Annotated in this window: 22 protein-coding genes; 11 read left to right on the forward strand and 11 right to left on the reverse strand. The window is 71.9% G+C overall.

The window, feature by feature from the left end:
• Positions 1 to 738, reverse strand: a 738-nt coding sequence (locus tag LP52_RS10225; protein WP_040272778.1) for an ATP-grasp domain-containing protein, incomplete at its 3' end; no start/stop codon positions are given.
• Between the two features lie 221 nt (positions 739 to 959).
• On the opposite strand from LP52_RS10225, the gene LP52_RS10230 reads away from it, so the two are divergent.
• The 7 genes from LP52_RS10230 to LP52_RS10260 all read left to right on the forward strand — a co-directional run bounded on the left by LP52_RS10230 (position 960) and on the right by LP52_RS10260 (position 10,990).
• Positions 960 to 2,330 carry an MFS transporter gene (locus tag LP52_RS10230; RefSeq protein WP_052809687.1) on the forward strand — a complete coding sequence of 457 codons (1,371 nt, stop codon included), beginning with the start codon at positions 960 to 962 and terminating at the stop codon, positions 2,328 to 2,330.
• Between the two features lie 74 nt (positions 2,331 to 2,404).
• The gene (locus LP52_RS10235; protein ID WP_040272779.1) at positions 2,405 to 4,093 is read left to right on the forward strand and encodes a thiamine pyrophosphate-binding protein; all 1,689 of its coding nucleotides are present in this window, start codon (positions 2,405 to 2,407) and stop codon (positions 4,091 to 4,093) included.
• A gap of 15 nt (positions 4,094 to 4,108) precedes the next feature.
• Positions 4,109 to 5,338 (forward strand): formyl-CoA transferase, encoded by a 1,230-nt coding sequence (gene frc / locus LP52_RS10240; RefSeq protein WP_040272780.1) that lies wholly within the window; start codon positions 4,109 to 4,111, stop codon positions 5,336 to 5,338.
• Between the two features lie 4 nt (positions 5,339 to 5,342).
• Entirely contained in the window at positions 5,343 to 7,484 is a 2,142-nt protein-coding gene (locus tag LP52_RS10245) for an acetate--CoA ligase family protein (RefSeq protein ID WP_040272781.1), read from the forward strand.
• 218 nt (positions 7,485 to 7,702) lie between these two features.
• On the forward strand, positions 7,703 to 9,310 hold the full coding sequence (locus LP52_RS10250; RefSeq protein ID WP_052809688.1) for an Nramp family divalent metal transporter: 1,608 nt from the start codon (positions 7,703 to 7,705) through the stop codon (positions 9,308 to 9,310).
• Positions 9,310 to 9,891 carry a hypothetical protein gene (locus LP52_RS10255; RefSeq protein ID WP_052809689.1) on the forward strand — a complete coding sequence of 194 codons (582 nt, stop codon included), beginning with the start codon at positions 9,310 to 9,312 and terminating at the stop codon, positions 9,889 to 9,891. The genes LP52_RS10250 and LP52_RS10255 overlap by 1 nt, the downstream gene beginning before the upstream one ends.
• 79 nt (positions 9,892 to 9,970) lie before the next feature.
• Complete coding sequence (locus LP52_RS10260; protein WP_052809690.1) at positions 9,971 to 10,990, forward strand: TerC family protein; 1,020 nt, start codon at positions 9,971 to 9,973, stop codon at positions 10,988 to 10,990.
• A 117-nt stretch (positions 10,991 to 11,107) separates the two neighbouring features.
• Here the strand turns inward: LP52_RS10260 and LP52_RS10265 are convergent, their stop codons facing one another.
• From LP52_RS10265 to LP52_RS10295, 7 genes are all read right to left on the reverse strand, one after another.
• Positions 11,108 to 12,067: a D-alanine--D-alanine ligase family protein gene (locus LP52_RS10265; RefSeq protein WP_040272782.1), complete on the reverse strand. Its 960-nt coding sequence runs from the start codon at positions 12,065 to 12,067 to the stop codon at positions 11,108 to 11,110.
• A 56-nt stretch (positions 12,068 to 12,123) separates the two neighbouring features.
• Entirely contained in the window at positions 12,124 to 13,452 is a 1,329-nt protein-coding gene (locus tag LP52_RS10270; RefSeq protein WP_394298198.1) for an aminotransferase-like domain-containing protein, read from the reverse strand.
• A 638-nt stretch (positions 13,453 to 14,090) separates the two neighbouring features.
• Positions 14,091 to 15,407: a GAF domain-containing protein gene (locus LP52_RS10275; RefSeq protein WP_040272784.1), complete on the reverse strand. Its 1,317-nt coding sequence runs from the start codon at positions 15,405 to 15,407 to the stop codon at positions 14,091 to 14,093.
• 289 nt (positions 15,408 to 15,696) lie between these two features.
• A complete protein-coding gene (gene speB / locus LP52_RS10280) occupies positions 15,697 to 16,641 on the reverse strand; it encodes an agmatinase (RefSeq protein ID WP_040272786.1) in 945 nt (314 codons plus the stop codon).
• Between the two features lie 114 nt (positions 16,642 to 16,755).
• Positions 16,756 to 16,998: a hypothetical protein gene (locus tag LP52_RS10285; RefSeq protein ID WP_040272787.1), complete on the reverse strand. Its 243-nt coding sequence runs from the start codon at positions 16,996 to 16,998 to the stop codon at positions 16,756 to 16,758.
• Positions 16,999 to 17,041: 43 nt separating this feature from the next.
• On the reverse strand, positions 17,042 to 18,838 hold the full coding sequence (locus LP52_RS10290) for a thiamine pyrophosphate-requiring protein (RefSeq protein WP_040272788.1): 1,797 nt from the start codon (positions 18,836 to 18,838) through the stop codon (positions 17,042 to 17,044).
• 103 nt (positions 18,839 to 18,941) lie between these two features.
• Entirely contained in the window at positions 18,942 to 19,574 is a 633-nt protein-coding gene (locus LP52_RS10295; protein WP_040272789.1) for a TetR/AcrR family transcriptional regulator, read from the reverse strand.
• Between the two features lie 186 nt (positions 19,575 to 19,760).
• Here LP52_RS10295 and LP52_RS10300 point away from each other — a divergent pair, with 186 nt between their 5' ends.
• Positions 19,761 to 20,852 carry a zinc-binding dehydrogenase gene (locus LP52_RS10300; RefSeq protein WP_040272790.1) on the forward strand — a complete coding sequence of 364 codons (1,092 nt, stop codon included), beginning with the start codon at positions 19,761 to 19,763 and terminating at the stop codon, positions 20,850 to 20,852.
• 131 nt (positions 20,853 to 20,983) lie between these two features.
• Positions 20,984 to 22,693, forward strand: a complete 1,710-nt coding sequence (locus tag LP52_RS10305) for a class I adenylate-forming enzyme family protein (protein WP_040272949.1) — start codon at positions 20,984 to 20,986, stop codon at positions 22,691 to 22,693.
• 55 nt (positions 22,694 to 22,748) lie between these two features.
• Here LP52_RS10305 and LP52_RS10310 read toward each other — a convergent pair whose 3' ends face one another.
• Entirely contained in the window at positions 22,749 to 23,012 is a 264-nt protein-coding gene (locus LP52_RS10310; RefSeq protein WP_040272791.1) for a hypothetical protein, read from the reverse strand.
• Positions 23,013 to 23,029: 17 nt separating this feature from the next.
• Complete coding sequence (locus LP52_RS10315) at positions 23,030 to 23,953, reverse strand: SPFH domain-containing protein (protein WP_040272792.1); 924 nt, start codon at positions 23,951 to 23,953, stop codon at positions 23,030 to 23,032.
• Between the two features lie 106 nt (positions 23,954 to 24,059).
• Here LP52_RS10315 and LP52_RS10320 point away from each other — a divergent pair, with 106 nt between their 5' ends.
• Both LP52_RS10320 and LP52_RS10325 read left to right on the forward strand, forming a co-directional pair.
• Positions 24,060 to 24,593, forward strand: a complete 534-nt coding sequence (locus tag LP52_RS10320; protein ID WP_052809691.1) for a PH domain-containing protein — start codon at positions 24,060 to 24,062, stop codon at positions 24,591 to 24,593.
• A complete protein-coding gene (locus LP52_RS10325) occupies positions 24,590 to 26,347 on the forward strand; it encodes a PH domain-containing protein (protein ID WP_052809692.1) in 1,758 nt (585 codons plus the stop codon). Before LP52_RS10320 ends, LP52_RS10325 begins: the two co-directional genes overlap by 4 nt.
• On the opposite strand, the gene LP52_RS10330 is transcribed toward LP52_RS10325, so the two are convergent.
• Positions 26,319 to 26,687 (reverse strand): STAS domain-containing protein, encoded by a 369-nt coding sequence (locus tag LP52_RS10330; protein WP_052809693.1) that lies wholly within the window; start codon positions 26,685 to 26,687, stop codon positions 26,319 to 26,321. The two genes, LP52_RS10325 and LP52_RS10330, sit on opposite strands and share 29 nt — an antisense overlap.
• Between the last annotated feature and the right edge of the window lie 81 nt (positions 26,688 to 26,768).

The raw sequence follows: 26,768 nt of genomic DNA on the forward strand, positions 1-26,768 counted from the left end.
CTTGACGTAGTTCAACCCCTTCTGTTTTGCCCGGGCCTCCAGCGATTCGGCGACGCCGTCGTCCTGGAAGGCGGAGCGCTCGGGGTGGCGCTCCAAGGCGTTGTCGTCGAGGGTGACCTTGCCGTCCAGGGCGAGGATGCGGCCGTCGGAGGTGCGAACCAGGGGGTTGACCTCGACCAGAGTGGCGTCCTCCTCCCGGGCCACCTCCCACAGCCGCTGCAGCACGACCGCGGTGGGCGGGTGGACCTCCTGGGGCAGGCCCGCCTTTTCGCAGATGGCCAGGGCGGTGTCGCGGTCCAGGCCGCCGAGCGCGTCGACGGGGGTGCGCACCACGGCTTCGGGTCGCTTCTCGGCGACCTCCTCGATCTCGACACCGCCCTCGGCGGAGCAGATCGACAGGAAGCTCCGATTGGCGCGGTCCAGCAGGAAGGAGACGTAGTACTCCTCCGCGATGTCGCTGGCCTCCTCGATCAGGACCCGGTGCACCGTGTGCCCCTTGATGTCCATGCCGAGGATCTGTTCGGCCTTGGCGCGGGCGTCGGCGGGGTCGTCGGCGACCTTCACGCCGCCGGCCTTGCCGCGCCCGCCGGCTTTGACCTGGGCCTTGACGACGACTTTGCCGCCCAGGCGGGCGGCACTGAGTTCGGCCTGCTCAGGCGAGGTGGCCAGCTGGCGTTCGGCCAGCGGCACCTCGTGGTCTCCGAACAGTTGCTTGGCTTCGTACTCGTAGAGGTCCACCGAGCCTCCTCGGCATCGCTGTGTCTTCCGGGACCCTCCCTCCACTGTCATACGCGAGATCGTATGCAGTATGCAATACCGCTATACGAGACTCCGCATCGCGGAAGTCAGCACTGGCGACGAATCGCTGTGAATCTGCGAAAGAGACGCCACCCCTCTTCTCATCTTCGGTTCATCGACGCATACTGTATACCGTCAACTGACGTTGTGAGGTGCGCCATATGAACCAGCCACCCCCCGCTGCCGCGCCGGCGGGCCACCTGGTCTCCCCTTACGTCCCCGCCCCGCGCGACGGCGAGCTGCACGACTGGAGCGGGCGCCGCTACGCCGTGGGGCGCCCGGCCCGCGAGCTGGCCGGCACCGACCGCGCGGTTCCGGCGGCCCGGGCGGTCGCGGCGGTGTCCGCGATCGGTGTTCTGCAGTTCGGCTACGGCGCCGCCGTGCCGCTGCTGGTGGCCGCCCACGGCTGGAGTCCGGCAGCGGCGCTGCTGCCCTTCGCGCTGTGGGCACTGGTCCAGGGCGGCAGCGCCTGGCCGATCGCGCGGCTGCGCGAACGCGGTCTGCTGCCCCCGGCGCGGGCCATCGTGGCCGGCGCGCCACTGTGCGCCGCCGCGCTCGCGGCGGTCGGCCTCGGCGGCGGACTCGGCTGGATGCTGCTGGCCTACGCTCTGGTCGGCGGGCTGGGAGCCGGACTCGTCTACCACTCCGGCGTGCACGTGGTCGCGGCCTGGTACCCCGAGCGCCCGACCACCCCCGCGGTGTGGGCCGGGGCCGGATTCGCCCTGGGCGCGGTCCCCCTGGTCGTCGGCCTCTCCCTGGCCCAGCCCGCCCACCTGGCCGCCGCGCCGTGGCTGGGCGTGGCGGTGGCGTGCGTGGTGGCCGCCGCCGGTGCCGGACTGCGCACACCCCCGCCGCGCTGGTGGCCTCCCGAGACCGATCCGCGCGACTGGGCACTGCGCCGTCGCGAGCCCGTCGCCTGCTACGACCACTCCGCCGCCCAGGCCTGGCGCAGCGGCGCCCTGCCCGGTCTGCACGCGGTGGTGGCGCTGGCCGGCGCCGCCGCCCTGGTGAACCTGGCGGTACTGCCGATGCTGCTGGCCGACCGCGGCCTGGCCCCCGGTGCCGTCGCCGCGGCGCTGGCGGTGCTCGTCGCCTCCAGCGGCCTGGGACGCGCCGCCGCCGGGCGCTGGGGCGAGCGCGTGGGCCGGCGGCGCATCCTCGTCGCCGCGCTGGCCGCGGGCGGAGCCGCCCAGTTCGGTTTGGCCTGTGCCGCGCTGACGGGATCAGCCGCCGCCCTGGTGCTCCTGGCGATACCGGCGGGCATCGGCGGAGGCTGCTGCTATCCGCTCACCAGGACACTGGCCCACGACTTCTTCGGCAGCCGCGACAGCGCCGACATCCCCGGCCTCGTCTACAGCGCCAAGGCGCTGGGCGGGCTCGCGGGCGTGGGCGGGGCGGCGGCCCTGATCGCCCTGGCACCGCATGCGGGGCCCGTACTGTGCCTGATCTGCGCAGGTCTGGCGGGCTTGGGCGCGGCCGCGGTCGCGGCCCGGCTGCGGCGCCCGGTACCTATTCGCACCCTTCCGCTCTAGACACCGATCGGGGGGTCGTGTAGCAATGGAAACCATACGGTATGCAGTATCCAATAAAGGAGATGTGTGCTCAGATGACTGACGACAAGGGTGGGGACACCACGATCTCCGGCGGCCACCTGGTCGCCAAGGCCCTCAAGGCCGAGGGGGTCGATGTGATCTTCACACTCTGCGGCGGCCACATCATCGACATCTACGACGGGTGTGCCGATGAGGGCATCGACGTCATCGACGTCCGCCACGAGCAGGTGGCGGCCCACGCCGCCGACGGCTACGCGCGGGTGACCGGCAAACCCGGCTGCGCTGTGGTCACCGCCGGGCCCGGCACGACCGACTCCGTCACCGGCATCGCCAACGCCTACCGCGCCGAGAGCCCGCTGCTGGTCATCGGCGGACAGGGGGCACTCAGCCAGCACAAGATGGGATCGCTGCAGGACCTTCCGCACGTCGACATGATCGGGCCCATCTCCAAGTTCGCCGCCACGGTTCCGCACACCGAGCGGGTGGCCGACCTGGTCTCGATGGCCTTCCGGGAGTCGATGAGCGGCGCACCCGGACCCTCCTTCCTGGAGATCCCGCGCGACATTCTGGACGCCTCCGTGCCGGTGGATTCGGCCCGGGTACCCGAGGCCGGCCACTACCGCGCCTCCACCCGCCAGGCCGGCGACCCCGACTCGATCGAGCGCCTGGCCGAGCTGCTGGTGCGCTCCGAGCGCCCCAGCATCCTGCTGGGCAACCAGGTCCAGACCACGCACGCCACCGAGTCGGCCGTCGACCTGGTGCGCACGCTCAACGTCCCGGCCTACATGAACGGCGGCGGCCGCGGCACCCTGCCCCCCGGCGACCCGCACCACTTCCAGCTCTCGCGGCGCCACGCCTTCTCCAACTCCGACCTGATCATCATCGTCGGGACCCCCTTCGACTTCCGCATGGGCTACGGCAAGCGGCTCTCGACCGACGCCACGGTGGTGCAGATCGACCTCTCCTACGCCACCGTCGGCAAGAACCGCGACATCGACCTGGGCATCGTCGGCGACGCCGACGTCATCCTCTCCTCGGTGCTGCAGGCCACCTCCGCCTACGGCGACAACGGCGCGCAGGGCCGCAAGACCTGGATGGAGGAGCTGCGCCAGGAGGAGAACAAGGCGATGGAGAAGCGGGCGCCCCTGCTGGCCTCCGACTCCACCCCCATCCACCCCTACCGCCTGGTCAGCGAGATCAACGACTTCCTGACCGAGGACTCCATCTACATCGGCGACGGCGGCGACGTCGTCACCTTCTCCGGCCAGGTGGTCCAGCCCAAGTCGCCCGGACACTGGCTGGACCCGGGCCCCCTGGGCACGCTGGGCGTCGGCGTCCCCTTCGTGATGGCCACCAAGTACGCCCGCCCGGACAAGGAGGTCGTCGCGCTCTTCGGCGACGGCGCCTTCAGCCTCACCGGCTGGGACTTCGAGACGCTGGTGCGCTTCGACATGCCCTTCATCGGGATCATCGGCAACAACTCCTCGATGAACCAGATCCGCTACGGCCAGATCGCCAAGTACGGCGCCGACCGCGGCGAGATCGGCAACACGCTGGGCGACGTGCGCTACTCGGAGTTCGCCAAGATGCTGGGCGGCTACGGCGAGGAGGTCTACGAGCCCGGCGAGATCGCGCCGGCGCTGCGGCGCGCCCGGGAGTCCGGCAAACCCTCGCTGATCAACGTCTGGATCGACCCGGAGGTCTACGCGCCGGGGACGATGAACCAGACCATGTACAAGTAGGCGGTGAGGATCCACATGAGCAAGGCACTAGACGGGGTCCGGGTCCTGGACATGACCCACGTGCAGTCAGGACCCTCGGCCACCCAGATCCTGGGCTGGCTCGGCGCCGACGTGGTCAAGCTGGAGGCCCCCGCGGGCGACGTCACGCGGCGCCAACTGCGCGACCTCCCCGACGTCGACAGCCTCTACTTCACGATGCTCAACGGCAACAAGCGCAGCATCACGCTCAACACCAAGAGCGACGAGGGCCGGCGCCTCTTCCTGGACCTGGTCAAGCGCAGCGACGTGCTGGTGGAGAACTTCGCGCCGGGGGCACTGGACCGGATGGGCTTCACCTGGGAGACGCTGCACGAGGCCAATCCCCGCCTGATCTACGCCTCGATCAAGGGGTTCGGTCCCGGTGCCTACGCCGATTTCAAGGCCTACGAGGTCATCGCCCAGGCCATGGGCGGCTCGATGAGCACCACGGGCTTCGAGGAGGGTCCCCCCACGGCCACGGGCGCCCAGATCGGCGATTCGGGCACAGGAATGCATACAGTAGCCGGTATCCTCGCGGCGCTGTACCAGCGCACAAGCACCGGCACGGGCCAGCGGGTCGAGGTCGCCATGCAGGACTCGGTTCTCAACCTGTGCCGGGTCAAGCTGCGTGACCAGCAGCGCCTCACGCACGGCCCGCTCAACGAGTACCCCAACTCCGACTTCGGCGACGAGGTTCCGCGCTCGGGCAACGCCTCGGGCGGCGGCCAGCCCGGCTGGGCTGTGCGCACGGCCCCCGGCGGAGCCAACGACTACGTCTACGTCATCATCCAGCCGACCGGCTGGGAGCACATCACCCGCATCATCGGCCGGCCCGAGCTGGCGAGCGACCCCGAGTGGGCCACCCCCGAGGCGCGGCTGGACAAGCTCGACAAGTGCTTCAGCCTCATCGAGGAGTGGTCCTCCAAGCTGCCCAAGTGGGACGTGCTCGCAGCGCTCAACGAGCACAACATCCCCTGCGGGCCGATCCTGTCGACCAAGGAGATCATCGAGGACCCCACTCTCAACGAGAACGGGATCGTCGCAACGGTCGAACACCCCCAGCGCGGCGCCTACAAGACCGTGGGCCTGCCCATGCGGATGTCGGACTCCCCCGCCGACATCGGCCGCTCCCCCCTGCTCGGCGAGCACAACTCCCAGGTCTACCAGGACGAGCTGGGGCTGACCGCCGAGGACCTCGACGCCCTCAAGACGAACGGAGTGATCTGAGAAGATGGCAACGGAATCCGGCTACGATCGCGAAGCCGTCCGCGCCGTGCTCGACCGGGCCCGCTCCGAGGGCCGCAGCGCGCTGACCGCCCCCGAGGGCAAGGCGCTGGCCGAGGCCTACGGCATTCCCATCCCCGGCGAGGCGCTGGCCACCAGTGCCGACGAGGCCGTGTCGCTGGCCGTGGAGCTGGGCCTGCCCGTGGTCGCCAAGATCGTCTCTCCCGAGATCCTGCACAAGACCGACGCCGGAGGCGTCGAGGTCGGGCTCTCCTCGGCCGAGGAGGTCAAGGCCGCCTACCAGCGCATCGTCGACAACGCCCGGGCCTACGACCCCAAGGCCACGATCGAGGGCGTGCAGGTGCAGCAGATGGTGGGCGGGGGCCAAGAGGTCCTCATCGGCGCCACCACCGATCCCACCTTCGGCAAGGTCGTCGTCTTCGGCCTCGGCGGGGTCCTGGTGGAGGTGCTCAAGGACGTCTCCTTCCGCCTGGCCCCCGTCTCGGCCGAGGAGGCCCGCGCACAGATCGGCGACATCAAGGCCGCCGAGGTGCTCACGGGCGTACGCGGAAGCGAGCCGGTGGACACCGACCGCTTGGCCGACGTCATCACCCGGCTGTCGGACCTGGTCACCGACTTCCCCGAGATCTCCGAGGCCGACCTCAACCCGGTCTTCGCCTCGGGCTCGGGCAGCGTGGCCGCCGACCTGCGCTTCGTGCTCGACTTCGACCCGGCGCAGCCGCCGAAGCGGTTCACCACCGAGGAGATCCTCGCCTCGATGAACCGCATCTTCAAACCGCGCTCCATCGCGGTCATCGGCGCCTCCAACGAGCAGGGCAAGATCGGCAACTCGGTCATGCGCAACATCGTGGACGGCGGATACGCGGGACAGGTCTACCCGATCAACCCCAAGGCCGACGAGGTCTACGGCCGCACCTCCTACTCCACCATCGCCGACGCGCCCGACGGCATCGACGTCGCGATCTTCACGATCCCGGCGAAGTTCGTCCCCGCGGCCCTGGAGGAGGCCGGCCGCCGGGGGGTCGCCGGCGCGATCCTGATCCCCTCCGGCTTCGCCGAGACCGGCGAGCAGGACCTGCAGGACGAGGTGCTGGCCATCGCCCGCCGCCACGGCGTGCGCCTGCTGGGGCCCAACATCTACGGCTACTACTACACCCCCGAGCACCTCTCGGCGACCTTCTGCACCCCCTACGACGTGGCCGGCGGCACCGCGCTGACCTCCCAGTCGGGCGGCATCGGCATGGCCATCCTGGGCTACAGCCGCAGCACCAGCACGGGCGTCTCGGCGATCGTGGGCGTGGGCAACAAGGCCGACATCGACGAGGACGACCTGCTGACGTTCTTCGGCCAGGACGACAACACCAACGCCATCGCGATGCACCTTGAGGACCTCAAGGACGGCCGCGCCTTCGTCCAGGCGGCCCGTGAAGTGGTCCCCAGGAAACCGGTGGTGGTGCTCAAGGCCGGCCGGACCTCGGCGGGCGCGCGGGCCGCGGGCTCGCACACCGGCGCGCTGGCCGGCGACGACAAGGTCTACGACGACATCCTGCGCCAGGCCGGCGTCGTGCGGGCGCCGGGGCTCAACGAGCTGCTGGAGTACGGCCGCGCCCTGCCGGTGCTGCCGACGCCCGCCGGCGAGAACGTCGTCATCATCACCGGCGCCGGGGGGTCGGGCGTGCTGCTCTCCGACGCGGTGGTCGACAACGGCCTGTCGCTGATGGAGATCCCGCCCGACCTCGACGAGTCGTTCCGGGCCTTCATCCCGCCCTTCGGTGCGGCGGGCAACCCCGTCGACATCACCGGCGGGGAGCCGCCCTCGACCTACGAGAAGACCATCCGGCTGGGCCTGGAGGATCCGCGGGTGCACGCGCTGATCCTGGGCTACTGGCACACGATCGTCACCCCGCCGATGGTCTTCGCCGAACTGGTGGCCGACGTGGTCGGCCAGGCCCGCGCCGCCGGCATCGACAAGCCGGTGGTCGCCTCCCTGTCGGGCGACACGGAGGTCGAGGCCGCCAGCGCCCACCTGTTCAAGCACGGTGTGGTGGCCTACCCCTACACCACGGAGAAGCCGGTACAAGTGCTCGGCGCCAAGTATCGCTGGGCGCGCTCGGCCGGGCTACTCTGATCCCTTGATCATCTTCTGGTAACGCACGTCACACCCGGTGGCCGCTGAGCCGCCACGAAGCGGTCACCGGGTACCTCCGCTGCGGCGGCCTCCGCCAGAGCCACCGCAGCGCAGACCCCAGCCACCCCGCCGGCCGCAGGAAGGAGGCATCGCACGAAGGGGGCGAATGAGGGGGCAGCAAGCCCGCATCCGCGATCCAGCGAGGGAGAGCTCCACGCATGGACTCCTCAGACATCAACTCCGACCGGCCGCTGGGCCGTGATGATCTCTCCGGCACCGATGCGCCCGATGCACCGGTGCCCGCACAGCGAGGCCCCTCACCGGCAGAAGCCGGCGCCTCCGACTCCGGCGCCACTGACACCGGCGCCTCCGAGGCCCCCGAAGAAGAGCGCTACTGGAAAGCGGGCCGGCTGGAGCAGATGCCGATCCGCGCACTGCCGGACGCTCCACCCTCCGTCCACCTGCTGGGACCGACGGTGTTCCTCGTCGCCCTGGGCGTGGGCATGGGCGAGTCCTACATGTGGCCGCGGCTGGTCCTGCTGTTCGGACCCGAGATCCGCTGGCTGTTCCTCGTCGGCGTCAGCCTGCAAGCCGTGGTCATGCTGGAGATGTCGCGCTATGCGATGGCCACCGGCGAAAGCATCTTCTTCGGTGCCGCGCGGGTGTTCAAACCGCTGATGTGGTTTTTCTTCGTCACCGCGATGCTCGTCTACATATGGCCGGGCCACCTGTCAGCGGGTGCATCGGCGTTCGAACGGGTGAGCGGGATCCCCTGGCAGGCCACGGCGGTCACCGGCATGCTGCTGGTGGGCGTCATCTTCACGATGGCCAAGGTCATCTACAACCTGCTGGAGAACGTCCTCTCCATCTGCATCGGCCTGCTGGTCGTGGGCACGTCGGTGGTAGCGGGCATGGTCGGCAACCTGGCGGACCTCTCCAGCACCATCACCGGCATGTTCGCCTTCGGCTACTTCCCCCAGGAGGCGCTGAGCGCGGCGTGGTTCCCCGTCATCGTCGGATCCATCGCCTTCGCGGGCCCGTCGGGCATGCAGCAGATGTGGTACACGCTGCACCTGCGCGACAAGGGCGCCGGCATGGGCACCCACATCCCCCGCATCCGCGGCCTGGCCCACGCCGGTGAGCAGGAGACCATGCCCACCCGCGGCTTCATGTTCGACACCTCCAAGCCGGAGGAGATGGCCAAGTGGAAGGGCTGGCGCCGTTGGGTCACCTTCGACGCGTTCGTGCTCTTCTGGGGCATCACGATGCTGGTGACCATCTCCTTCACCGTGCTCGCCCAGGCCTCGGCGCGCTTCGACCCCGGTGTCGTAGACGTCATCCGCGACGGCGAACGCGACGCGGCGCTGGACGCGATGGCGGCCTCCTTCACCGCGGCGGGAAGCCCCATCTTCGGCACCGTCTTCTTCCTGTTCATCTCACTCATCGGCCTCAACGCCACGTTCGGCCTGTTCGACTCCTTCTCTCGGGGCCAGGCCGACATGACCTACTTCTTCGTCCCCGGTGCCCGCCGGTTCAGCATGTCCAAGCTGTATGCGTTCTTCCTGTGGGGCGTCATCCTCTTCGGCATCGGCGTCCTGCTGTGGGGACCGGCCGACGGCCCGTCGGGGATCCTGGATACGCTCGCGTTCCTGTCCACCTTCGCCATGGGCGCCTACTGCGTGACACTGCTTCTGGTCAACAACCTGATGCTGCCCAAACCCATCCGCCCCGGAATCCTCACCAACGCGATCATCGCCTTCGCCGCGGTGTTCTACCTCGGAATGCTGTTCTACTCGCTGTTCGCCTTCGGAGTGGTGGTGAGCTGATGAGCACCCACACCACCGCAGCACCGCAGATGCCCTTAGCCCTCCAGTACGCCGAGGTGGCCATCCCGGGGATCGGCGTCGGGCTGATCGCCGGCGCCTTCGCCGCCGGAGTGGCGGCCATGGCCGGGCTTCCCGCCGTGCAGATCGCGACGATCGCCACCGGACTGGGCATCCCGCTGGCCCTGCTGGGAGCGGGATACTGCGTCCTGCTCGCCCTGGGCAAGTTCGGGGTCGGCGCGGTCGGTCCGGTGGCCTTCTACTGGCTGGTCGGCTTTCCCCTGGCCCGGCTGACCGACCAGTACCTGGTCGCCACCGTGCTCGGCCACGACGAGATCCTGCGTGAGCCGCTGCTGTCGTTCCTGGCCTTCCAGGCGATGCTCAGCATGGGCTTCGCCATCGGGTTCCTGTGGCTGCACGAGCGGATCGCCCCCCACCTGCTGATCCGCATCAAGGACCACAACCCCGTCGCCGCCCATCTCGTCGAGCGCTATATCTCCCAGGCGACGGCCCTGGAGGAGCGGCGCGTCAACGCCAAGGAAGAGCGCGCCGCCAAGCGGGGCCGCCGCCGCGGCTCCTCCTGAGATGTAGTAGACCGGTCCCGGGCGCGTGTGGCGCCCGGGGCCGGCCCGCCCGTGCCACCGAAACCGCTGGAGAACTCGCTTGGATATCGCACCCTGGGTTTGGGGCGTGACGATCGCCGTCCTGCTCGGCGTGATCGCGCTCGACTTCGTCGTCATCACCCGCAGGCCCCATGAACCGTCGATGCGCGAGGCCGCCATCTGGGTCTCGATCTACGTCTCACTGGCGATCCTCTTCGGGATCGGTCTCGCCTTCTTCACCGAGGGCCAGGCCATGGACTTCTTCACCGGTTGGATCGTCGAGTACTCGATGAGCATGGACAACCTGTTCGTGTTCATCCTCATCCTCGGCTCCTTCGCCGTGCCGCGGGAGCACCGCCAGCGCGTCCTGCTCGTGGGCATCGCCCTCGCGCTGCTGTTCCGCGGACTGTTCATCGCCGCCGGCGCCGCGGCGGTCAACGCGTTCGCCGGCGTCTTCTACCTCTTCGGCGCCTTCCTGCTCTACACCGCCTGGAAGCTGATCTCCAGCGCCGGGGAGAACGAGGAGTACGAGGAGAACGCGGCCCTGCGGACGGTGCGGCGGATACTGCCCACCTCCGACACCTACGACGGCCACAAGCTGATCACGCGCGTGAACGGCAAGCGCCTGGTGACCCCCATGCTGATGGTGATGATCGCCATCGGCATGACCGACATCCTCTTCGCCCTGGACTCGATCCCCGCCATCTTCGGCATCACCCAGGAGCCCTACCTCGTCTTCACCGCCAACGCCTTCGCGCTGATGGGCCTGCGCCAGCTCTACTTCCTCATCGGGGGTCTGATGGACAAGCTGGTCTACCTCAGCCACGGCCTGGCGGTGATCCTCGGCTTCATCGGGGTCAAGCTGATCCTGCACGCCGTGCACGAGACCACCGAACTGCACGTTCCCGAGATTCCCACAGTGGCCTCGCTTGTGGTGATCGTGACGACGCTGGCCGCCACAACGGTGCTCAGCCTGCTCAAGTCCCGCCACGACGCCCGTGTACAGCAGGCCTCCGTCGCGCCGGAGGATACCGCCTCCGGCGACGATGACGACGATCTCGACGAGCGGGTCTCCCTCTGACGACCGCCGGCCGAGCTCCGGCGGCTCGCCGGCCGACCCCCATCGTGCGAAACGCGAGAAAGGCCCCGTGCGGCGCGTCCGCCGCACGGGGCCTTTCTCGCTGTGCTCGGGGCTGCGCTAGTCGGTGCGGCCGCGGTTCCACGCGTTGAACGCCAGGTCGCGGCAGACCCGCGCGAAGTCGAGTTCGGCGGCCTCGACCGCCAGCGGGAAGGTGGAGGTCTCGGTCAGCCCGGGGGCGACGTTGACCTCCAAAAACCGCACGCGGCCCGCGGCGTCGACGATGAGGTCGGTGCGCGAGTAGTCGCGCAGACCCAGCACGCGGTGGGCGGTCAGCGCCGCGTCGGCCGCGGCGCGAGCGGCCTCCTGCGACAGCCGGGCAGGGCTGAAGAACTCGGTGCGGCCGGGGGTGTAGCGGGCAGCGTAGTCGTAGACGCCGCCGTCGGGCACGATCTCCACCGGCGGCAGGTCGAACGGGCCCTCGCCCAGGTCGAGCACGCCAACCGCGATCTCGGTACCCTCGATCCGCTCCTCGATGACCGCCTTGTCGCCATAGGCGAAGCAGCTGACCATCGCCGCCGACAGCTCCTCGGCGGAGTCGACGGAGGTGGCACCGAAGGCCGATCCACCCTGGTCGGGCTTGACGAACAGGGGCAGCCCGAGCCGGTCGACCACGCGCTCCAACAGCGCCGGGGCGCCCAGGTCGTGGAAGGCCGACTTGGGCAGCGTCACCCCGCGCGGCACCGGCACGCCGTGCTGGGCCACCAGCGCCTTGGCGGTGGGCTTGGCGAAGGCGATCCGGCAGGCGGCGGGCGGCGCGCCGACATGGGCCACGCCGCTCAGCTGCAGGATCTCGGCGGTGGCGCCGTCCTCTCCGGAGGCGCCGTGCAGCACCGGGAAGACGGCCTGGGGCGGGTCCGTCCGCAGCCGCTCCAGCAGGGCGGCGTCGATGTCGGCGTTCTGCGCCTCGACGCCCAGGCGGCGCAGCGACTCGGCCACGCGCCGCCCCGAGCGCACGCTGACCTCGTGCTCGGGCGACATGCCGCCCGACAGTACGAGCACCCGCTCCAGATCGGCCACGGTCCTGCCTTCCTGCTGTACTGCTGTGGGTGTCACCGGCCCGCTCCGCTGATCCGTCAGGGCAGGTCGGGGAAGGGGGAGTCGTCGCCCGCAGCGGCCGGGGGCGACATGCCGCCGAAGGTATCACGCAGCTCGGTCTCGCCCTCGATCACGCCGACGAGCCGGCGCACGCCCTCGCGGATCTGCTCGCTGGTGGGGTAGCAGAACGAGAGGCGCATGCTGCGGCGGCCTTCGTCGGAGGCGTAGAAGCCGGTCCCCGGGACGTAGGCCACACGCTCGTTGACCGCGCGCGGCATCATCGCCTTGGAGTCGAGCCCTTCGGGAAGGGTCAGCCATACGAAGAACCCGCCGTCGGGGCGGGTCCACTCGGTCCCTGCGGGCATGAGCGCGTCGAGGGCGCCGAGCATGGCGTCGCGGCGCTCCCGGTACATCTCGTTGAAGTCCTTGATCTGCTCGCGCCAGGCGTGGTCGGTGAGGTAGCGCCGCACCACCATCTGGTTGAAGGTGGAGTGGCTGAGCATGGCCGACTCCGCGGCCAGCACGAGCTTGGCGCGCACCGCCGAGGGCGCCAGCGCCCAGCCGATGCGAAAGCCCGGCGAGAGGGTCTTGGAGAAGGACCCGAGGTAGATGACGCTGTCGGGCGCCTGGGCGCGCAGCGGCGCCACCGGCTCGCCGTCGTAGCGCAGCAGCCCGTAGGGGTTGTCCTCCAGCACCAGCAGGCCGTGGCGCTGGCAGATCTCCAGCACGCGGGTGCGGCGCTCGGCCGAGAGCGTGACCCCGGCGGGGTTCTGGAAGTTGGGGATCGTGTAGAAGAACTTGACCCGGCGGCCCTCGGCGGCCAGGCGCTCCAGCGCCTCCTCCAGCGCCTCGGGCACGACGCCGTCGCCGTCCATCTCGACGTGGCGGATGTCGGCCTGGAACGCGGCGAAGGTGTTGATGGCGGTCACGTAGGTGGGCGCCTCGCACAGCACCACGTCGCCGGGGTCGACGAAGACGCGGGTGACCAGGTCGAGCGCCTGCTGGGAGCCGACGGTCACGATGACGTCGTCGGACGCGGCGTCGATCTCCTCCTCGGCCATGACCTCGCAGATGTGCTCGCGCAGCACGGGGTCGCCCTGGGCGGAGCCGTACTGCAGCGCTGTGGCGCCCTGATCGGAGACGACCTGCTGCACGATGCGGGCGATGTCGTCCAGGGGCAGCGCGCTGACGTTGGGCATGCCGCCCGCAAGCGAGACGACCTCGGGGCGCGAGGCCACGGCGAACAGCGCGCGGACCTCCGATGCCACCATGCCCCGGGTCCGAGCCGCGTAGCTGCCGACATAGGGGTCGATGCGCGAGCCCTGGACCGAGGGCTGCCGGTGGGGTTCTCGGGGATCCTGCACGATCCACCTCCGCTGACTGGGACGATGGTGCTGTGGCCGGTGAGACGCCTCGGCGGCGCCGCCGGTTCGCCTGATCCGCGTACCGGGCCCCGCAACGGCTGCGGCGACGCCCGGGCCGGCCGGTCCCGGCCCAGTGTATGCTGGCCCGCCGCCGGCCGGGCCCGCACCCTCCCCCGCGGCCGCCGCGGTGCCCGGCCGATCCGCAGTCGGCGTAGGGCACACAGGAGCCTTCCCATCCGCGCGGGCCGATGCGATCGCCTTTTGCCCGATCCTGACCGGTTTCTTGCCCGGCGGCGGCCCCGAAGCATGCGGCGGCGGCCCCGAAGCATGCGGCGGCGGCCCGGGCGAGCTCCCCCACCCGCCGCAGGCCGCCGCCGTGGAAAGTCCGCCTCGCGTGATCGAACCCGCTACCCCCCTCAAGGCATCGGGCACGGGCGGACGTGGTTCTTCCGGCTTCTCGCCGCTGCACTCCCGACTCAACTGCATCACCCGCATCGCGGGCAAAGGTTGCACGAGGTTGCAGTTCAACTACTGTATGTAACAACCGGCTGCCCGCCGTGTACGCCTGCGTCCAGGCGACCGCGCCCGAGCCGGCGTGCCCGGGGCGGTGCCCACGTCGGCCCTGCCGACCCGCCGGCGGCTCAGCCCGGCAGCGTCCCACCCGTCGGAGCGAGTCCGCGGGCGGCCTCGCTGCGAGCGCGGCGGATCCCGGGTGCGCTGGAGGCCGGCAGCAGCTCGGCCGCGCGGTCGGGGGCGCGCACCTCCACTCGCAGCCCCTCGTTGAACCGGTAGGGGCGGCTCTCCACGACGCCGCCGAGGCGGCGGCGCAGGCGCGACATCTCCGCCCGCACGGTCACCAGCCGCTCGGTGTCGCCGAACAGGTCGCCGGCGAGCTCGGCGGCGCTGCAGCCCTCGCGGCGGCGCGAGAGCAGGAACAGCAGCTCGCAGTGGCGCAAGGTGAGCCGGTGCGTCCACGTGCCGCTGGGCCCGGCGACGGTCACCTGCGGCGCCGCGGCGTCGGCGAGGTCCAGCACCACCTCGCTGGGCCGCGGCTTCTCGCCGGGGCCGGGCCGCAGCAGCCACCCGCCCGGCAGCGGCTCGACGCGGCACTCCCCCAGTCCCGACAGCCAGGTCCCGCCGCCCTGCAGGCCGCGGGGCAGCAGGACGCGGCGCGGCGGGTCCATGTGCACCGCCGTCGCCGTCCACCCCTCGGCGTCGACCACCAGGGCGTTCTCGCCGATCCCCGACAGCATCGGCGCGGCCACCGCGCGCAGCCGCTCAAGGTGGGCGTGGTGGCGGCCGCGCAGCTGCGATTCGGCGTGCTGGGCCACCGCGCTGACCAGCGCCAGCGTGGCCGGGTGCACGGTGCGGGCGGGGCCGGTCACGTTGACGGCGCCCAGCGGGCGCCCGTTGCGCGGGTCGTGCACGGGCGCACTGGAGCAGGTGACCTGGTGCAGTCCGCGGGCGTAGTGCTCGGCGGAGTGGACCTGCAGGGGCCGGTCGACGGCCAGCGAGGTTCCCACGGCGTTGGTGCCCACGGTCTCCTCGCTCCACTGCGAACCCTCCACCATGCCCATGGTGTCGGCCATATGCCGCATCCGTACCGGGCCGTCGCGCCAGAGGACGCGACTCTTGTCGTCGGCGACGATCATGACGTAGGAGGCGTCCTCGGCGACGGGCATCAGCGCCTCGCGCAGCAGGGGCAGCAGGTCGGCCAGCGGCGAGGCGGCGCGATGGCGCTGCAGCTCATCGCGGGGCAGCACCTGCGCGGGGCGGATGACGTCGGGGTCGATGCGGCACCGGCGCATCCGTTCCCAGGAGTCGGCGATGACCGGGCGCAGCCGGGCGGGCGGGCGGTCCCCGGAGAAGACCGCCTCGTGCACACGGCGCAGCAGTCGGGCGTACTCCGCCGGGTCGACGCCCGCAGGTACTGCGGTGTCCAAGTACGGCTGCGCCATCGCACCCCCCCGTTGAGCCGCCCGCTCCACGATCCCTCCCATCCTTGCCCGGCTGTGCCGGGGCGGCAACCGAAACGGGGGCAGCACAGCACTTTGTGCACCGGTGAACCGATGAGCATCCGAAACGGTTCATGCGCCCCCGAGCACCCCGCCGATTCGGCGACCCACGCTGCCCGGCGGCGACGATCGTCCGGTCGTAGGGCCCTTCGCTTCGCGCCAGCCGCGGACACGCTGGCGCGGGGCGGCGAAGCGGACGTGTGAGCAGGCGGCGCAGGCGCCACGCAGGCGCTCAGCCGGACTCCAGCGCGAGTAGGCTCACCAGGTCATAGGCCACATGCGCGGCCGCGGTCGCGGTGATCTGCGCGTGATCGTAGGCGGGGGCGACCTCGACGACGTCGGCGCCCACGATGCGGCGGCCGGCCAGGCCGCGCAGGATCTCCAGCAGCTCCCTGCTGGTCAGCCCGCCGGCCTCGGGCGTTCCCGTGCCGGGCGCATGGGCGGGGTCGAGCACGTCGATGTCCACCGAGACGTACAGCGGCCGGTCGCCGATGCGCTCGCGCAGCGCTCCGGCGACCTCGTCGACGCCGCGGCGCATGACGTCGGCGGCGGTCACGACGCCGAATCCGAACCGGCGGTCCTCCTCCAGGTCCCCGCGCCCGTAGAGCGGTCCGCGGATGCCCACGTGGCTGAGCGCGTCGGCGTCCAGCAGGCCCTCTTCGGCGGCACGGCGGAAGGGGGTGCCGTGGGTGTAGGGCTCACCGAAGTAGGTGTCCCAGGTGTCCAGATGGGCGTCGAAGTGCAGCAGCGCGATCGGGCCGTGCCGGCTGTGCAGGGCACGCAGCAGCGGCAGCGCGATCGTATGGTCGCCGCCGATCGTCACCATGCGTGTGCCGTGCTCCAGCAGTGCCCTCGCGCCGTCCTCGACAGCCGCGACGGCCTCCTGGATCGAGTAGGGGTTGACCGCGATGTCGCCGCCGTCGGCCACCTGAGCGGCGGCGAAGGGCGCGATGTCGACGCCGGGGTTGTAGGGCCGCAGCAGCCGGCTCGCCTCGCGGACGGCGGCGGGCCCGAAGCGGGCGCCGGGCCGGTAGGACACCCCCGTGTCGAAGGGGACGCCCACGACGGCGATGTCGGTGTGGTCGACCTCGTCGGTGCGGGGAAGCCGGGCGAAGGTGGCCGGGCCCGCGAAGCGCGGTACGCGGCTGGAGTCCACGGGGCCGGTCGGAGTGGTCATGAAGCGTCCCCTCAGCTGGCGTGCTCGGCCGCCGATCCCGCCCGGCGGCCGGCTACCAGCATGCCCCAGCCCCGCGGCCGGGCCGCGCCCGAGCCCCGGCGATCGGCTGCGGGCTCAGGCGCGCGTGGGGTACTCCGGGGGCTCGTTCCCGCCCTGCTGGTCGGGGTCGTAGGAGGCGGGATCCGTGGGAGAGGGCTCGCGCTCGCCGGCGATCTCCTCGTCCGGCGAGGGGCGAGCGCCCTGGCCGCCGGGGCGGCGGTCGGCCAGGGGGCGCTCCTCCTGCGGTTCCTCGGAGCCGCGGGCCTCCGCTGCCTCGTCGTCTGCGGCGGAGGCGCCGTCGGTGTCGTGTTCGGACATGTGGCTCCCTGCGTCACGGGGCCGCAGCCGAGGCTCGCCCGGCTCAGCGGCGCGGTGTGGTGAACTCCTGGAGCTTGGTGCGCAGCCCCTTGGTCATCAGGTCGAAGCGGTCGGGATCGCCCGAGGCCAGCGCCTTGGCCATGTCGGTGAGCTGTTCGGTCTCGACATAGGGCGGAATCGGCGGGATGTCGGGGTCGCAGTGGATGTCGAGCACCACCGGGCCCGTGGCCGACAGTGCGCGGTCCCAGGCCGGCGCCACGGCGTCGGGCCGATCCACGGTCTCGCCCTCCAGGCCGATGGATTTCGCGAAGTCCGCATAGGAGATCGAGGGCAGGTCCTGGCTGTAGGGCAGCTTGGGCGAGCCGCCCATCGCCCGCAGCTCCCAGGTGACCTGGTTCAGATCGTTGTTGTGCAGCACGCAGACGATCAGCCGCGGATCACTCCACTCCCGGGCGTAGCGGCGGATGGTGATCAGCTCGGCCATCCCGTTCATCTGCATGGCGCCGTCGCCGACCAGGGCGATCGCCGGCCGGTCGGGGTGGGCGTACTTCGCTCCGATGGCGTAGGGCACGCCGGGACCCATGGTGGCCAGGGTCCCCGACAGCGAGCCGCGCATGCCGCTCTTGAAGCGCAGGTGGCGCGCGTACCAGTTGGCGGCCGAACCCGAGTCGGAGGTGACCATCACATTGTCGGGCAGCCGCGGCGACAGCTGGTTGAAGATGAGCATCGGGTTGATCGGGTCGGCGGGCACGTGGGCCTGCTGGTCCATGGAGTCCCACCAGTCGCGCACGCTCTTCTCGATGCCTTCGCGCCACCGCTCGGGGCCCCGGTCCCCCTTGCGGGTGCGCACCTTGGTCGTCAGCCGGCGCAGCGTCTCGGCGGCGTCGCCGACGAGGTTGACCTCGGTGGGATAGCGCATCCCGATCATGTGCGGATCGATGTCGATCTGCACCGCCCGCTTGCCGAAGGGCGGATAGTGCTGGGCGTAGGGCACGTTGGAGCCGACGATGACGAAGGTGTCGCAGTCGCGCAGCATCTCCCACGTCGGCCGGGTGCCCAGCAGCCCGATCGAGCCGGTGACGAAGGGGAGTTCGTCGTCGAGGACGTCCTTGCCCAGCAGCGCCTTGGCCACGCCCCCGCGGGTGGCCTCGGCGAGTTCGACGACCTCGTCGGCCGCCCCGCGGGCGCCCTGGCCGATGAGGATCGCGGTCTTCTCGCCCTCGTTGATGAGGTCGGCCGCCCGCTGCACCTCGTCCTCGGGCGGCACCGTCAGCGCCCGGCTCAGCCCGGGCTTGCTGGAGGGCACGTGCTTGAACTCGTGCTCGGGCGGGCTGTACTCCGTCTCCTGCAGGTCGGCCGGGATGATGACCGCGGTAGGGCAGCGCTCGGACAGCGCAGTGCGGATCGCGCGGTCGATCAGGTTGGGGAACTGCTGGGGCACCGTCGCGGTCTGCACATAGGCGCCGGCCACGTCCTTGTAGAGCGAATGCATGTCGATTTCCTGCTGGATGCTTCCGCCCATCCCCGTGCGGTGGACCTGGCCCACGATGGCGAGCACGGGCACGTGGTCCAGCTTGGCGTCGTAGAGGCCGTTGAGCAGGTGCACGCCGCCGGGGCCGCTCGTGGCCATGCAGACCCCGAGATTGCCGCTGAACTTGGCGTAGCCGACGGCTTCGAAGGCCGACATCTCCTCGTGGCGGCTCTGGACGAAGTGCGGCCCCTCGGCCTGGCCGAGCTCGGAGACGATCCCGTTGATGCCGTCGCCCGGATAGCCGAAGATGTAGTCGATCCCCCAGCCCCGCAGGCGCTGCAGCACATGGTCGGCGACAGTCTGACTCACGTCGGTTCTCCCCTTACGTACGCGGCCCGTGCCATTGCCTCGGCCGTGCCGCTGCCCCGGCACCCCGGAGGCAAACGTGCGCACGGGCGCCGCGGCGAGGGGGTCAGGACGGCTGGATGTCGCCGGTGGTGTAGCGCTCCACGCCGACCAGGGCCAGGTTGGTCACCCGGTCGACGAGGCTGTCGGGGCTTTCCTCGGGGTGCTCGAGCAACCAGTCGCTGAGCGAGTCGGCGGCTCCGATGGCGATGCGGGCCAGGATCTCGGCGTCGCGCTCGGTGATGATGCGCTCGCCGCCGGGCAGCCGGGTGCCGGCCACGACCAGGCGGGTGATCTCCTCGATGACACGGCAGCGGGCGGCGTTGACCTCCTGGGCGAAGGGCTCGCCCTGGGTGCGGGCGTGCTGGTAGAGGACCGCCCAGCTGTCCCGGTTGTCGGCGACGAAGCGGAAGAACACCCGCAGCCCCGACCACAGCCCCAGCTCCGGCGGCTCGTCGGGGTGCACGGCCGCGCGCACCGCCTCGACCACCCGGTCGGCCTCGCGGTGGATGCAGGCGGTGAACAGCCGCTCCTTGGAGCCCAGGTAGATGTAGACCATCGGCTTGGAGATGCCGGCCGCCTCGGCGATCTCCTCCACGCTGGCCGTGTGGTAGCCGGAGTGGGAGAAGACCCGTACCGCGGCGTCGATCATCTGTCGCTCGCGGACCTCGCGCGGCAGGCGCTGCTGTTTGGTGACCACGACCCGACCCTATCGACACACCCGCGCCGCCGCGGCCGGACCGGGCGATCGAAACCGCCGGATCGGCGGGCGGTTCGGAGCGAGCGGCGCCTGCGGGGACGGCCTTTACCCCACTGGTAAACCGACTGGTCGGTCTTATAAGGTCGCGGTACTTCGAGGTAAGCGGGATCACATGAAGGGCGCCACATGAGCACCACCGTCAACGCCGCCGTCTTCGCCGGGGTCGAGGAGCCGCCGCGTATCGAGCGCATCACCCTCAACGAACCGGGGCCGGGGCAGGTGCGGGTGCGGCTGGCCGCTGCGGGTGTGTGCCACTCCGACCTCTCGCTGGCCCAGGGCGTGCTGCCGCAGAAGCTGCCCGCCGTGCTGGGCCACGAGGGCGCCGGCACCGTCGAGGCCGTGGGGCCCGGCGTGACAGGGCTGGAGCCGGGCGCGCCCGTGGTGCTCAACTGGACGCCGCCGTGCCGCGCGTGCTGGTACTGCGAGAACGGCGAGCCCTACCTGTGCGAGCACGGCCTGGACGCCGCGCAGCAGGCCTACGGCAAGCTGGGCGACGGCACCGAGGTCTACCCCGGTCTGGGCACGGCGGCCTTCGCCGAGGCGACGGTGGTACCCGCCAACGGCGTGGTACGCATGCCCGAGGGCATCGACCCCGGGACCGCGGCCCTGCTCGGCTGCGCCGTGCTGACCGGCTGGGGCGCGGTCACCAACACCGCCGACGTGCGCGCGGGCCGCTCGGCGGCGGTGATCGGGCTGGGGGGCGTGGGCCTGGCGGCGCTGCAGGCGGCCGTGCTGGCCGGAGCCGGCCCCGTCATCGCCGTGGACGCCTCCCCCGCCAAGCGCGATCTGGCCCTCGCGCTGGGCGCCACCCACTTCGTCCAGGCGGGCGAGGGCCTCGTCGGCGAGGTCCAGGCGCTGACCGGCGGGCGCGGCGTCGACCACGCCTTCGAGGTCGTGGGCTCCAGTACGACCATCCGCGCGGCCTGGGACATCAGCCGGCGCGGCGGCGAGGTGACGGTGGTGGGCGCCGGCGCGCTGGAGGACACCGTCGCCTTCAGCGCCCTGGAGATCTTCCACCAGGCCCGCACGCTGCGGGGGTGCTTCTACGGCTCCTGCGACCCCGACCGCGACATGCCCGTGGTCGCCCAGCATGTCCGCAGCGGCGGCCTGGATCTGGCGACGATGGTCACCGACGAGGTCGGCCTCGACGGGCTGCCGGACGCGTTCCAGCGGATGCGGGACGGCAAGGGCGGGCGCTCGCTCATCCGGTTCGGCTGACCGCCGGCCGGCGGCCGCACGGGCGGGCGCCCGCCCGCCTCCTCCCGCTTGCCCAGGACCCGCCACACCGACCGTGGGGAGTGCACGTGACCGTGGAAGAGCAGTCGACCGAACCCGAGATCGCCCGCCCGATGCGCCCGCTCGCGGCGGTCACCGCGCGGCTGCTGGTGAGCGGAGGCCCCTTCGAGATGGAGACGGCCGAGATCAACGGCGTCGCCACCCGGGTGTGGAAGAACGCGCCTCCGCACATGCGCTCCATCGTCGAGTCGAGCGCGGAACACGGAGACACCGCGGCGCTGGTCTACGGCGACGAACGGCTCACCCACACCGAGTTCTACCGGCACACCGCCGCCATGGCCCGCCGCCTGCTCGACGACTACGGGGTGGCCAAGGGCGACCGGGTGGCGATCGCGATGCGCAACTACCCCGAATGGGTGATCGCCTACTTCGCCGCCACCAGCATCGGCGCGATCGCCGTACCCTTGAACTCCTGGTGGAGCGGGCCGGAGCTCGAGTTCGGGCTCACCGACAGCGGAGCCACGGTGCTGGTGGCCGACCGCGAGCGCATCGAGCGGTTGGGCGAGGCGCTGGAGCGGCTGGAGCTGTCGCTGATCGGGGTACGCGCCGGGGAGCTGCCCGAGGGAGCGCGCTCCTGGGACGCGGTGCTGGGCGAGCCCGGGCCCGACGCGCGCCTGCCCGAGGCGCAACCGGCCCCCGACGAGCCGTGCACCCTGTTCTACACCTCGGGCACCACGGGGCGGCCCAAGGCCGCGGTGGGGTCGCACCGCAACCTGTCCACCAACATCGTCTCCGGCTCCTTCTCGCGGTTCCGCTCGCTGATGCGGCTCGGCCTGGAGATGGAGGAGGTCCAGGCCTACGTCGACGCGCTGGGGCCCTCGGTCGTGCTGTGCGTACTGCCGCTGTTCCACGCCACCGGTGCCCAGACGGTCATGCTGCCCACGCTGGCCAACGGCGGGACGCTGGTGCTGATGTACAAGTGGGATCCCGAGGAGGCGATGCGCCTGATCGAGCGCGAGCGGGTCAGCGCGATCACCGCGGTGCCGTCGATGATCTCGCAGATGACCGCCTCGCCCCGGCTCGGCGACTACGACCTCGGCAGCCTGATGGTGCTGGCCTCCGGCGGTGCGCCCGCCGCGCCCGCGCTGGTCTCGCGCACCCGCCGGAGTATGCACGAGATGCTGCTGGGGCAGGGCTACGGGCTCACCGAGTGCTCGGCGACGGCGACCACCAACGGCGGCAGCGACTACCTGCTCAAGCCCGACAGCGCAGGGCTGCCGGTGGCCACGGTCGACATCATGATCGTCGACGCCGCCGAGCAGGAGCTGCCGCCGGGCGAGATCGGCGAGGTCTGGATCCGGGGCCCGGGGGTGGTGCACGGCTACTGGCAGCGCCCCCAGGCCACGGCGGCCGCCTTCACCGGCGGGTGGCTGCGCACCGGCGACCTGGGGCGGCTGGACGAGGAGGGCTTCCTCTACATCGTCGACCGGGCCACCGACATGATCATCCGCGGCGGCGAGAACGTCTACTGCGCCGAGGTGGAGGCCGCCGTCCACGAGCACCCGGCGGTGGGCGAGGTCGCGGTGGTCGGGGTCCCCGACGAGGACATGGGCGAGGAGGTGGCCGCGGTGGTGCGCCTGCTGCCCGGCGGCGAGCTGACCGAGCAGGAGCTGGCGGACTTCCTCGCGCCGCGCGTGGCGGCCTTCAAGATCCCCTCGCGCATCCGCATCGTGACCGAGGACCTGCCGCGCAACGCCGCCGGCAAGCTGCTGAAGAAGCGTCTGAAGCAGGAGTACGGCTGGAGCGCCGCCGAGCGGGGGTGAGGGCCGCTTCCGCGCTCGGTCGTGTCCTCCCGCCGCCGCGGGAGGACACGACCGGTCACTCCTCTGCGACGCCCCCGTCGCGGCCGCCCTCGGCCCCGTCCGAGCCGCCCGCCTCCTCGTCGTGCCGGGGCCGGGGCGGGCGCCCGCGGCGGGGCAGGCCCTTGGCATCGCGGGGCAGTCGGCCCGCGTCGGCGAGCGCGCGGCGCAGCAGGAACTCGATCTGGGCGTTGGTGCTGCGCAGCTCGTCGCCGGCCCACCGGGCCAGCGCGTCGTGCACGGCCGGATCCAGCCGGAGCAGGATCTTCTTGCGCTCAGCCACGGTGCTCCAGGCGTCGGCTACTGGTACAGGGATCCGGTGTTGACCACCGGGGTCGCGGGACGGTCCGAGCACAGCACCACGAGCAGGTTGCTGACCATCGTCGCCTTGCGCTCCTCGTCGAGTTCGACGACGTCGCGTTCGGCCAGGCGGGCCAGCGCCGCGTCGACCATGCCCACCGCTCCCTCGACGATCTGCCGGCGGGCGGCCACGACGGCGCCTGCCTGCTGGCGCTGCAGCATGGCCTGGGCGATCTCCTGAGCGTAGGCCAGGTGGGTGATGCGCGACTCGACGATACGCACGCCCGCCGACTCCACACGCTCGGCGATCTCCGCCGACAGGCGCTCGGTGATCTCCTCGGCGTTGTCGCGCAGCGACATCCGCTCGTCGCCCGCCGCGTCGTAGGGGTAGTCGTTGGCGATCCGCCGCACGGCCGTATCGGTCTGGATGGAGACGAACTCCACGAAGTCGTCGACCTCGAAGACCGCCTGGGCGGTGTCCTGGACCTGCCAGACCACCACCGCGGCGATCTCGATGGGACTGCCGCCGGCGTCGTTGACCTTCAGCACCGAGGTCTCGTGGTTGCGGATGCGCGTGGAGATCTGCCGGCGCGTCGTCAGGGGGTTGACCCAGCGAAGGCCGTCGACGCGCACCGTGCCGACGTAGCGGCCCAGGAACTGCAGGACGCGGGCCTGGTTGGGGGCGACCACGGTGAGCCCGGCCGCGGCCACGATCGCGACGGCCGCCAGGACCGCCCCGGCCGCCAGCAGCGGCGGCGAACCCGAGCCGACGCCGGCGACGACCGCGGCCACGGCCGCGACCAGCGCGAGCAGGCAGGCGCCCGCCACGGGCAGGCCGGGCAGCTGCGGCGCAAGGCGCTCCCGGTACTTGGGCGCGGGCATCCGGACGCCGGCGCCTGCTGCGGGGGATTCGGACGGCGTCATCGGCGACGCCCCCTTTCCTTCGTTCGATGCCTGTCTCATACTATCATTGTGATATCACTTTTTTGAGCCATCGCATCGGACCACCACACGAGAGGGGATCCGGGCCATGACAACCACCCGATCCGCCCCGTCCGCAACCGTCCTGCGTCCGCCCCGCCACCGCGTCGCCCGCCGCGCCGTCGTCTGGTGGAGTACCCGCATTCTGTCCGGCACCGCCCTCGCCGCGGGCGCGCCGGCACTCGCGGCCCTGGCCGTGCCCGCACTCGGCACACCGCCGGAGGTACTGACCACCGCCCTGTGGTGGGCGGCGGCCGCACTGGGCGGCGCCGGGCTGGCCACTGCGGCCGTCGTGCCCCAATGGCGCTTCCGGGTGCACCGCTGGGAGGTCACCGACACCGCCGTCTACACCGCCTCGGGCTGGCTGTGGCAGGAATGGCGGGTGGCGCCCATGTCGCGCGTCCAGACCGTCGACACCCAGCGCGGCCCGCTGCAGCGGCTCTTCCGGCTGGCCGACGTCGTGGTCACCACCGCCTCGGCCGCCGGACCGATCTCCATCAAGGGCATCGACGGCGATCGGGCCCGGAGCGTGGCCGCGGAGCTGACCGAAGCCGCCCACAACACGGAGGGAGACGCGACATGAGCGCGGACGATGCGGCTCCCGGCCGCGATGCCGGCTGGCGGCGGCTGAGCCCCCTCACCGTCTGGGCGTGCGCGCTGGCACTGGGCGCGGTCTTCGTCCCCGGGGCGGCCGTGGGAGCCGTCGTGGTGCGCCTCGTCGGTGCGCCCTGGCCCTGGGCGGCGCTGATCCTGCTCGGCGGCGCCGTGTGCGTGGCGGTGCCCACCGCCGTCGAGGCGCTGCGTTGGAGCCGGACCCGCTACCGAGTCGCCGGCGAACGCCTGGAGATCCGCACGGGCGTCGTGGCGACCTCGCACCGCTCGGTCCCGCGCGACCGCATCCGCAGCGTGGACGTGGTCGTACCGATCTGGATGCGGCCGCTGGGGCTGTGCGGCCTCAGCGTCGGCACCGCCGAACAGGCGGGTGCCGGAAGCACGGAGATCCGGCTGCGCTACACCGGGCGGGCCGAGGGAGAGCGGCTGCGCGCGCAACTGCTGCTGCGCGCCCCGGCGTACGCGGCCGGCGGCGGGTACGGGCAGGAAGACGCGGTCGGCGCGGGAACGGCACGCGAGCTGGCGCGGCTGCGCCCGGTCTGGTTCGGCTTCGCCCTGGTGTCGGGCGCCACACCCGCGCTGGGCGTCGCCGCCGTCGGAGCCGCGCTCAATGTGCTGAGCTGGTTCGGCCGGGACCGGGCCGACGCGGTCGTCGCCGGCGTCGCCGGCCAGATCGCGGCCCGGCCGCTGCTCCTGCTGCCCGGCGTGCTGGCGGTCCTGCTCGTCGGGGCGGCCGCGGCCGCCGCCGTTCAGGTGGAGGCGTGGTGGGGCTACCGCCTGGACCGCGAGCCCGACGGCACGCTGCGGCTGCGGCGCGGACTGATCACCAACACCTCGCTGTCGCTGGAGGAACGGAGACTGCGCGGCGTGGAGGTACGCCGGCCGCTGCCGCAGCGCTGGTTCGGCGCGGCGCGTGTCCGGGCGGTGGCCACCGGCCTGGACTCCGAGGGCGGACGCGGAGACCCGGTGCCGCGCAACGCGCTCTCGCCGGACCTGCCGCGGCGGCGCGCGCTCGCGCTCAGCGCCGAGGTCGTGCGCGAAACCGAGTCGCCCGCGGCCGCGCCGCTGCGGCCCCACCCGCGCGCGGCCCTGCGCCGGCGCATCACCCGTGCCCTGGCGGGCACGGCCGCCGCGGCCGCGACCGGTGCTGGTCTTGCACCGCCGACGCAGTGGGCCCTCGCGGCGCTGCCGTGGCTGCCCACCGGGACGCGCGGCTTCGCCGCCGCCGAAACGGCCGCGGTGTCGGCGGCGGGTGCCCTGGCAGGTGCCCTGGCGGGCGCGCTGCTGCTGGTTCCCTGGGCGGTGTCGGCCTACCGGGGGCTCGGACACGCGGTACTGCCCGGCTATCTCGTCACCCGAACCGGCGCGCTCGTCCGGACCACGGTGGCGCTGCGGCGCGACGGGATCATCGGCTGGCGCATCTCCCGCTCGCCGTTGCAGCGCCCAGCGGGGCTGGCGACTCTGACCGCCACGACCGCGGCGGGGCCCGGACGGTATTCCGCCCCGGACGTCGCGCTCGGCGCGGGCGTGCGGCTCGCGGACGAAGCGGTGCCCGGACTGCTGGCCCAGTTCCTGGCGGAGCCCGCTGCCGAGCGGTCGGCCGGCGGCGGCACGCGGGAAGGGTCGAAGCGCGGCGGGTCGGCGGCCGCGGACCGGGGCGACTCGGACGCCGTGGACGGTTCCGGTCGCGGTGGCGTCAGTGCCGAACCGCCGAGCGGGCGCTGAACGGCAGTTCCGCCGACGGGAGGACGGCGAATGAGCCGACCAGGCCCAGCACGTCGAGCGTGCGGACGACGGCGGCGGAGGGCCCTCCCAGTACCATCCGCACACCGCGCGCATCGAGGCGGCGGCGCACCCCCATCAGTGCGCGAACGCCGCTCGCGTCGAAGAAGTCGATCCCCGAGAGGTCCGCGATCAGCACCGCGATCCCCGGCTCGCCCGCCGCCGCGAGCATCCTGTCGCGCATGTCGTCGGCCGTCGCGATGTCGATCTCGCCCTCCACCGCGACGACCGCCGTATCTCCGTGATCGAACTGCGGGCCGCTCGCTCCGGTCTGTCCGGGCACACCGTGCCGCCTCTCACTCGCCTATCCGAAAATCCTTGCCCCCGGGGGCATGATCGTATCGGGTACAGACGGCCTCCGCCC

It is taken from the genome of Streptomonospora alba, from assembly GCF_000826685.1.
GTDB lineage: Bacteria > Actinomycetota > Actinomycetes > Streptosporangiales > Streptosporangiaceae > Streptomonospora > Streptomonospora alba.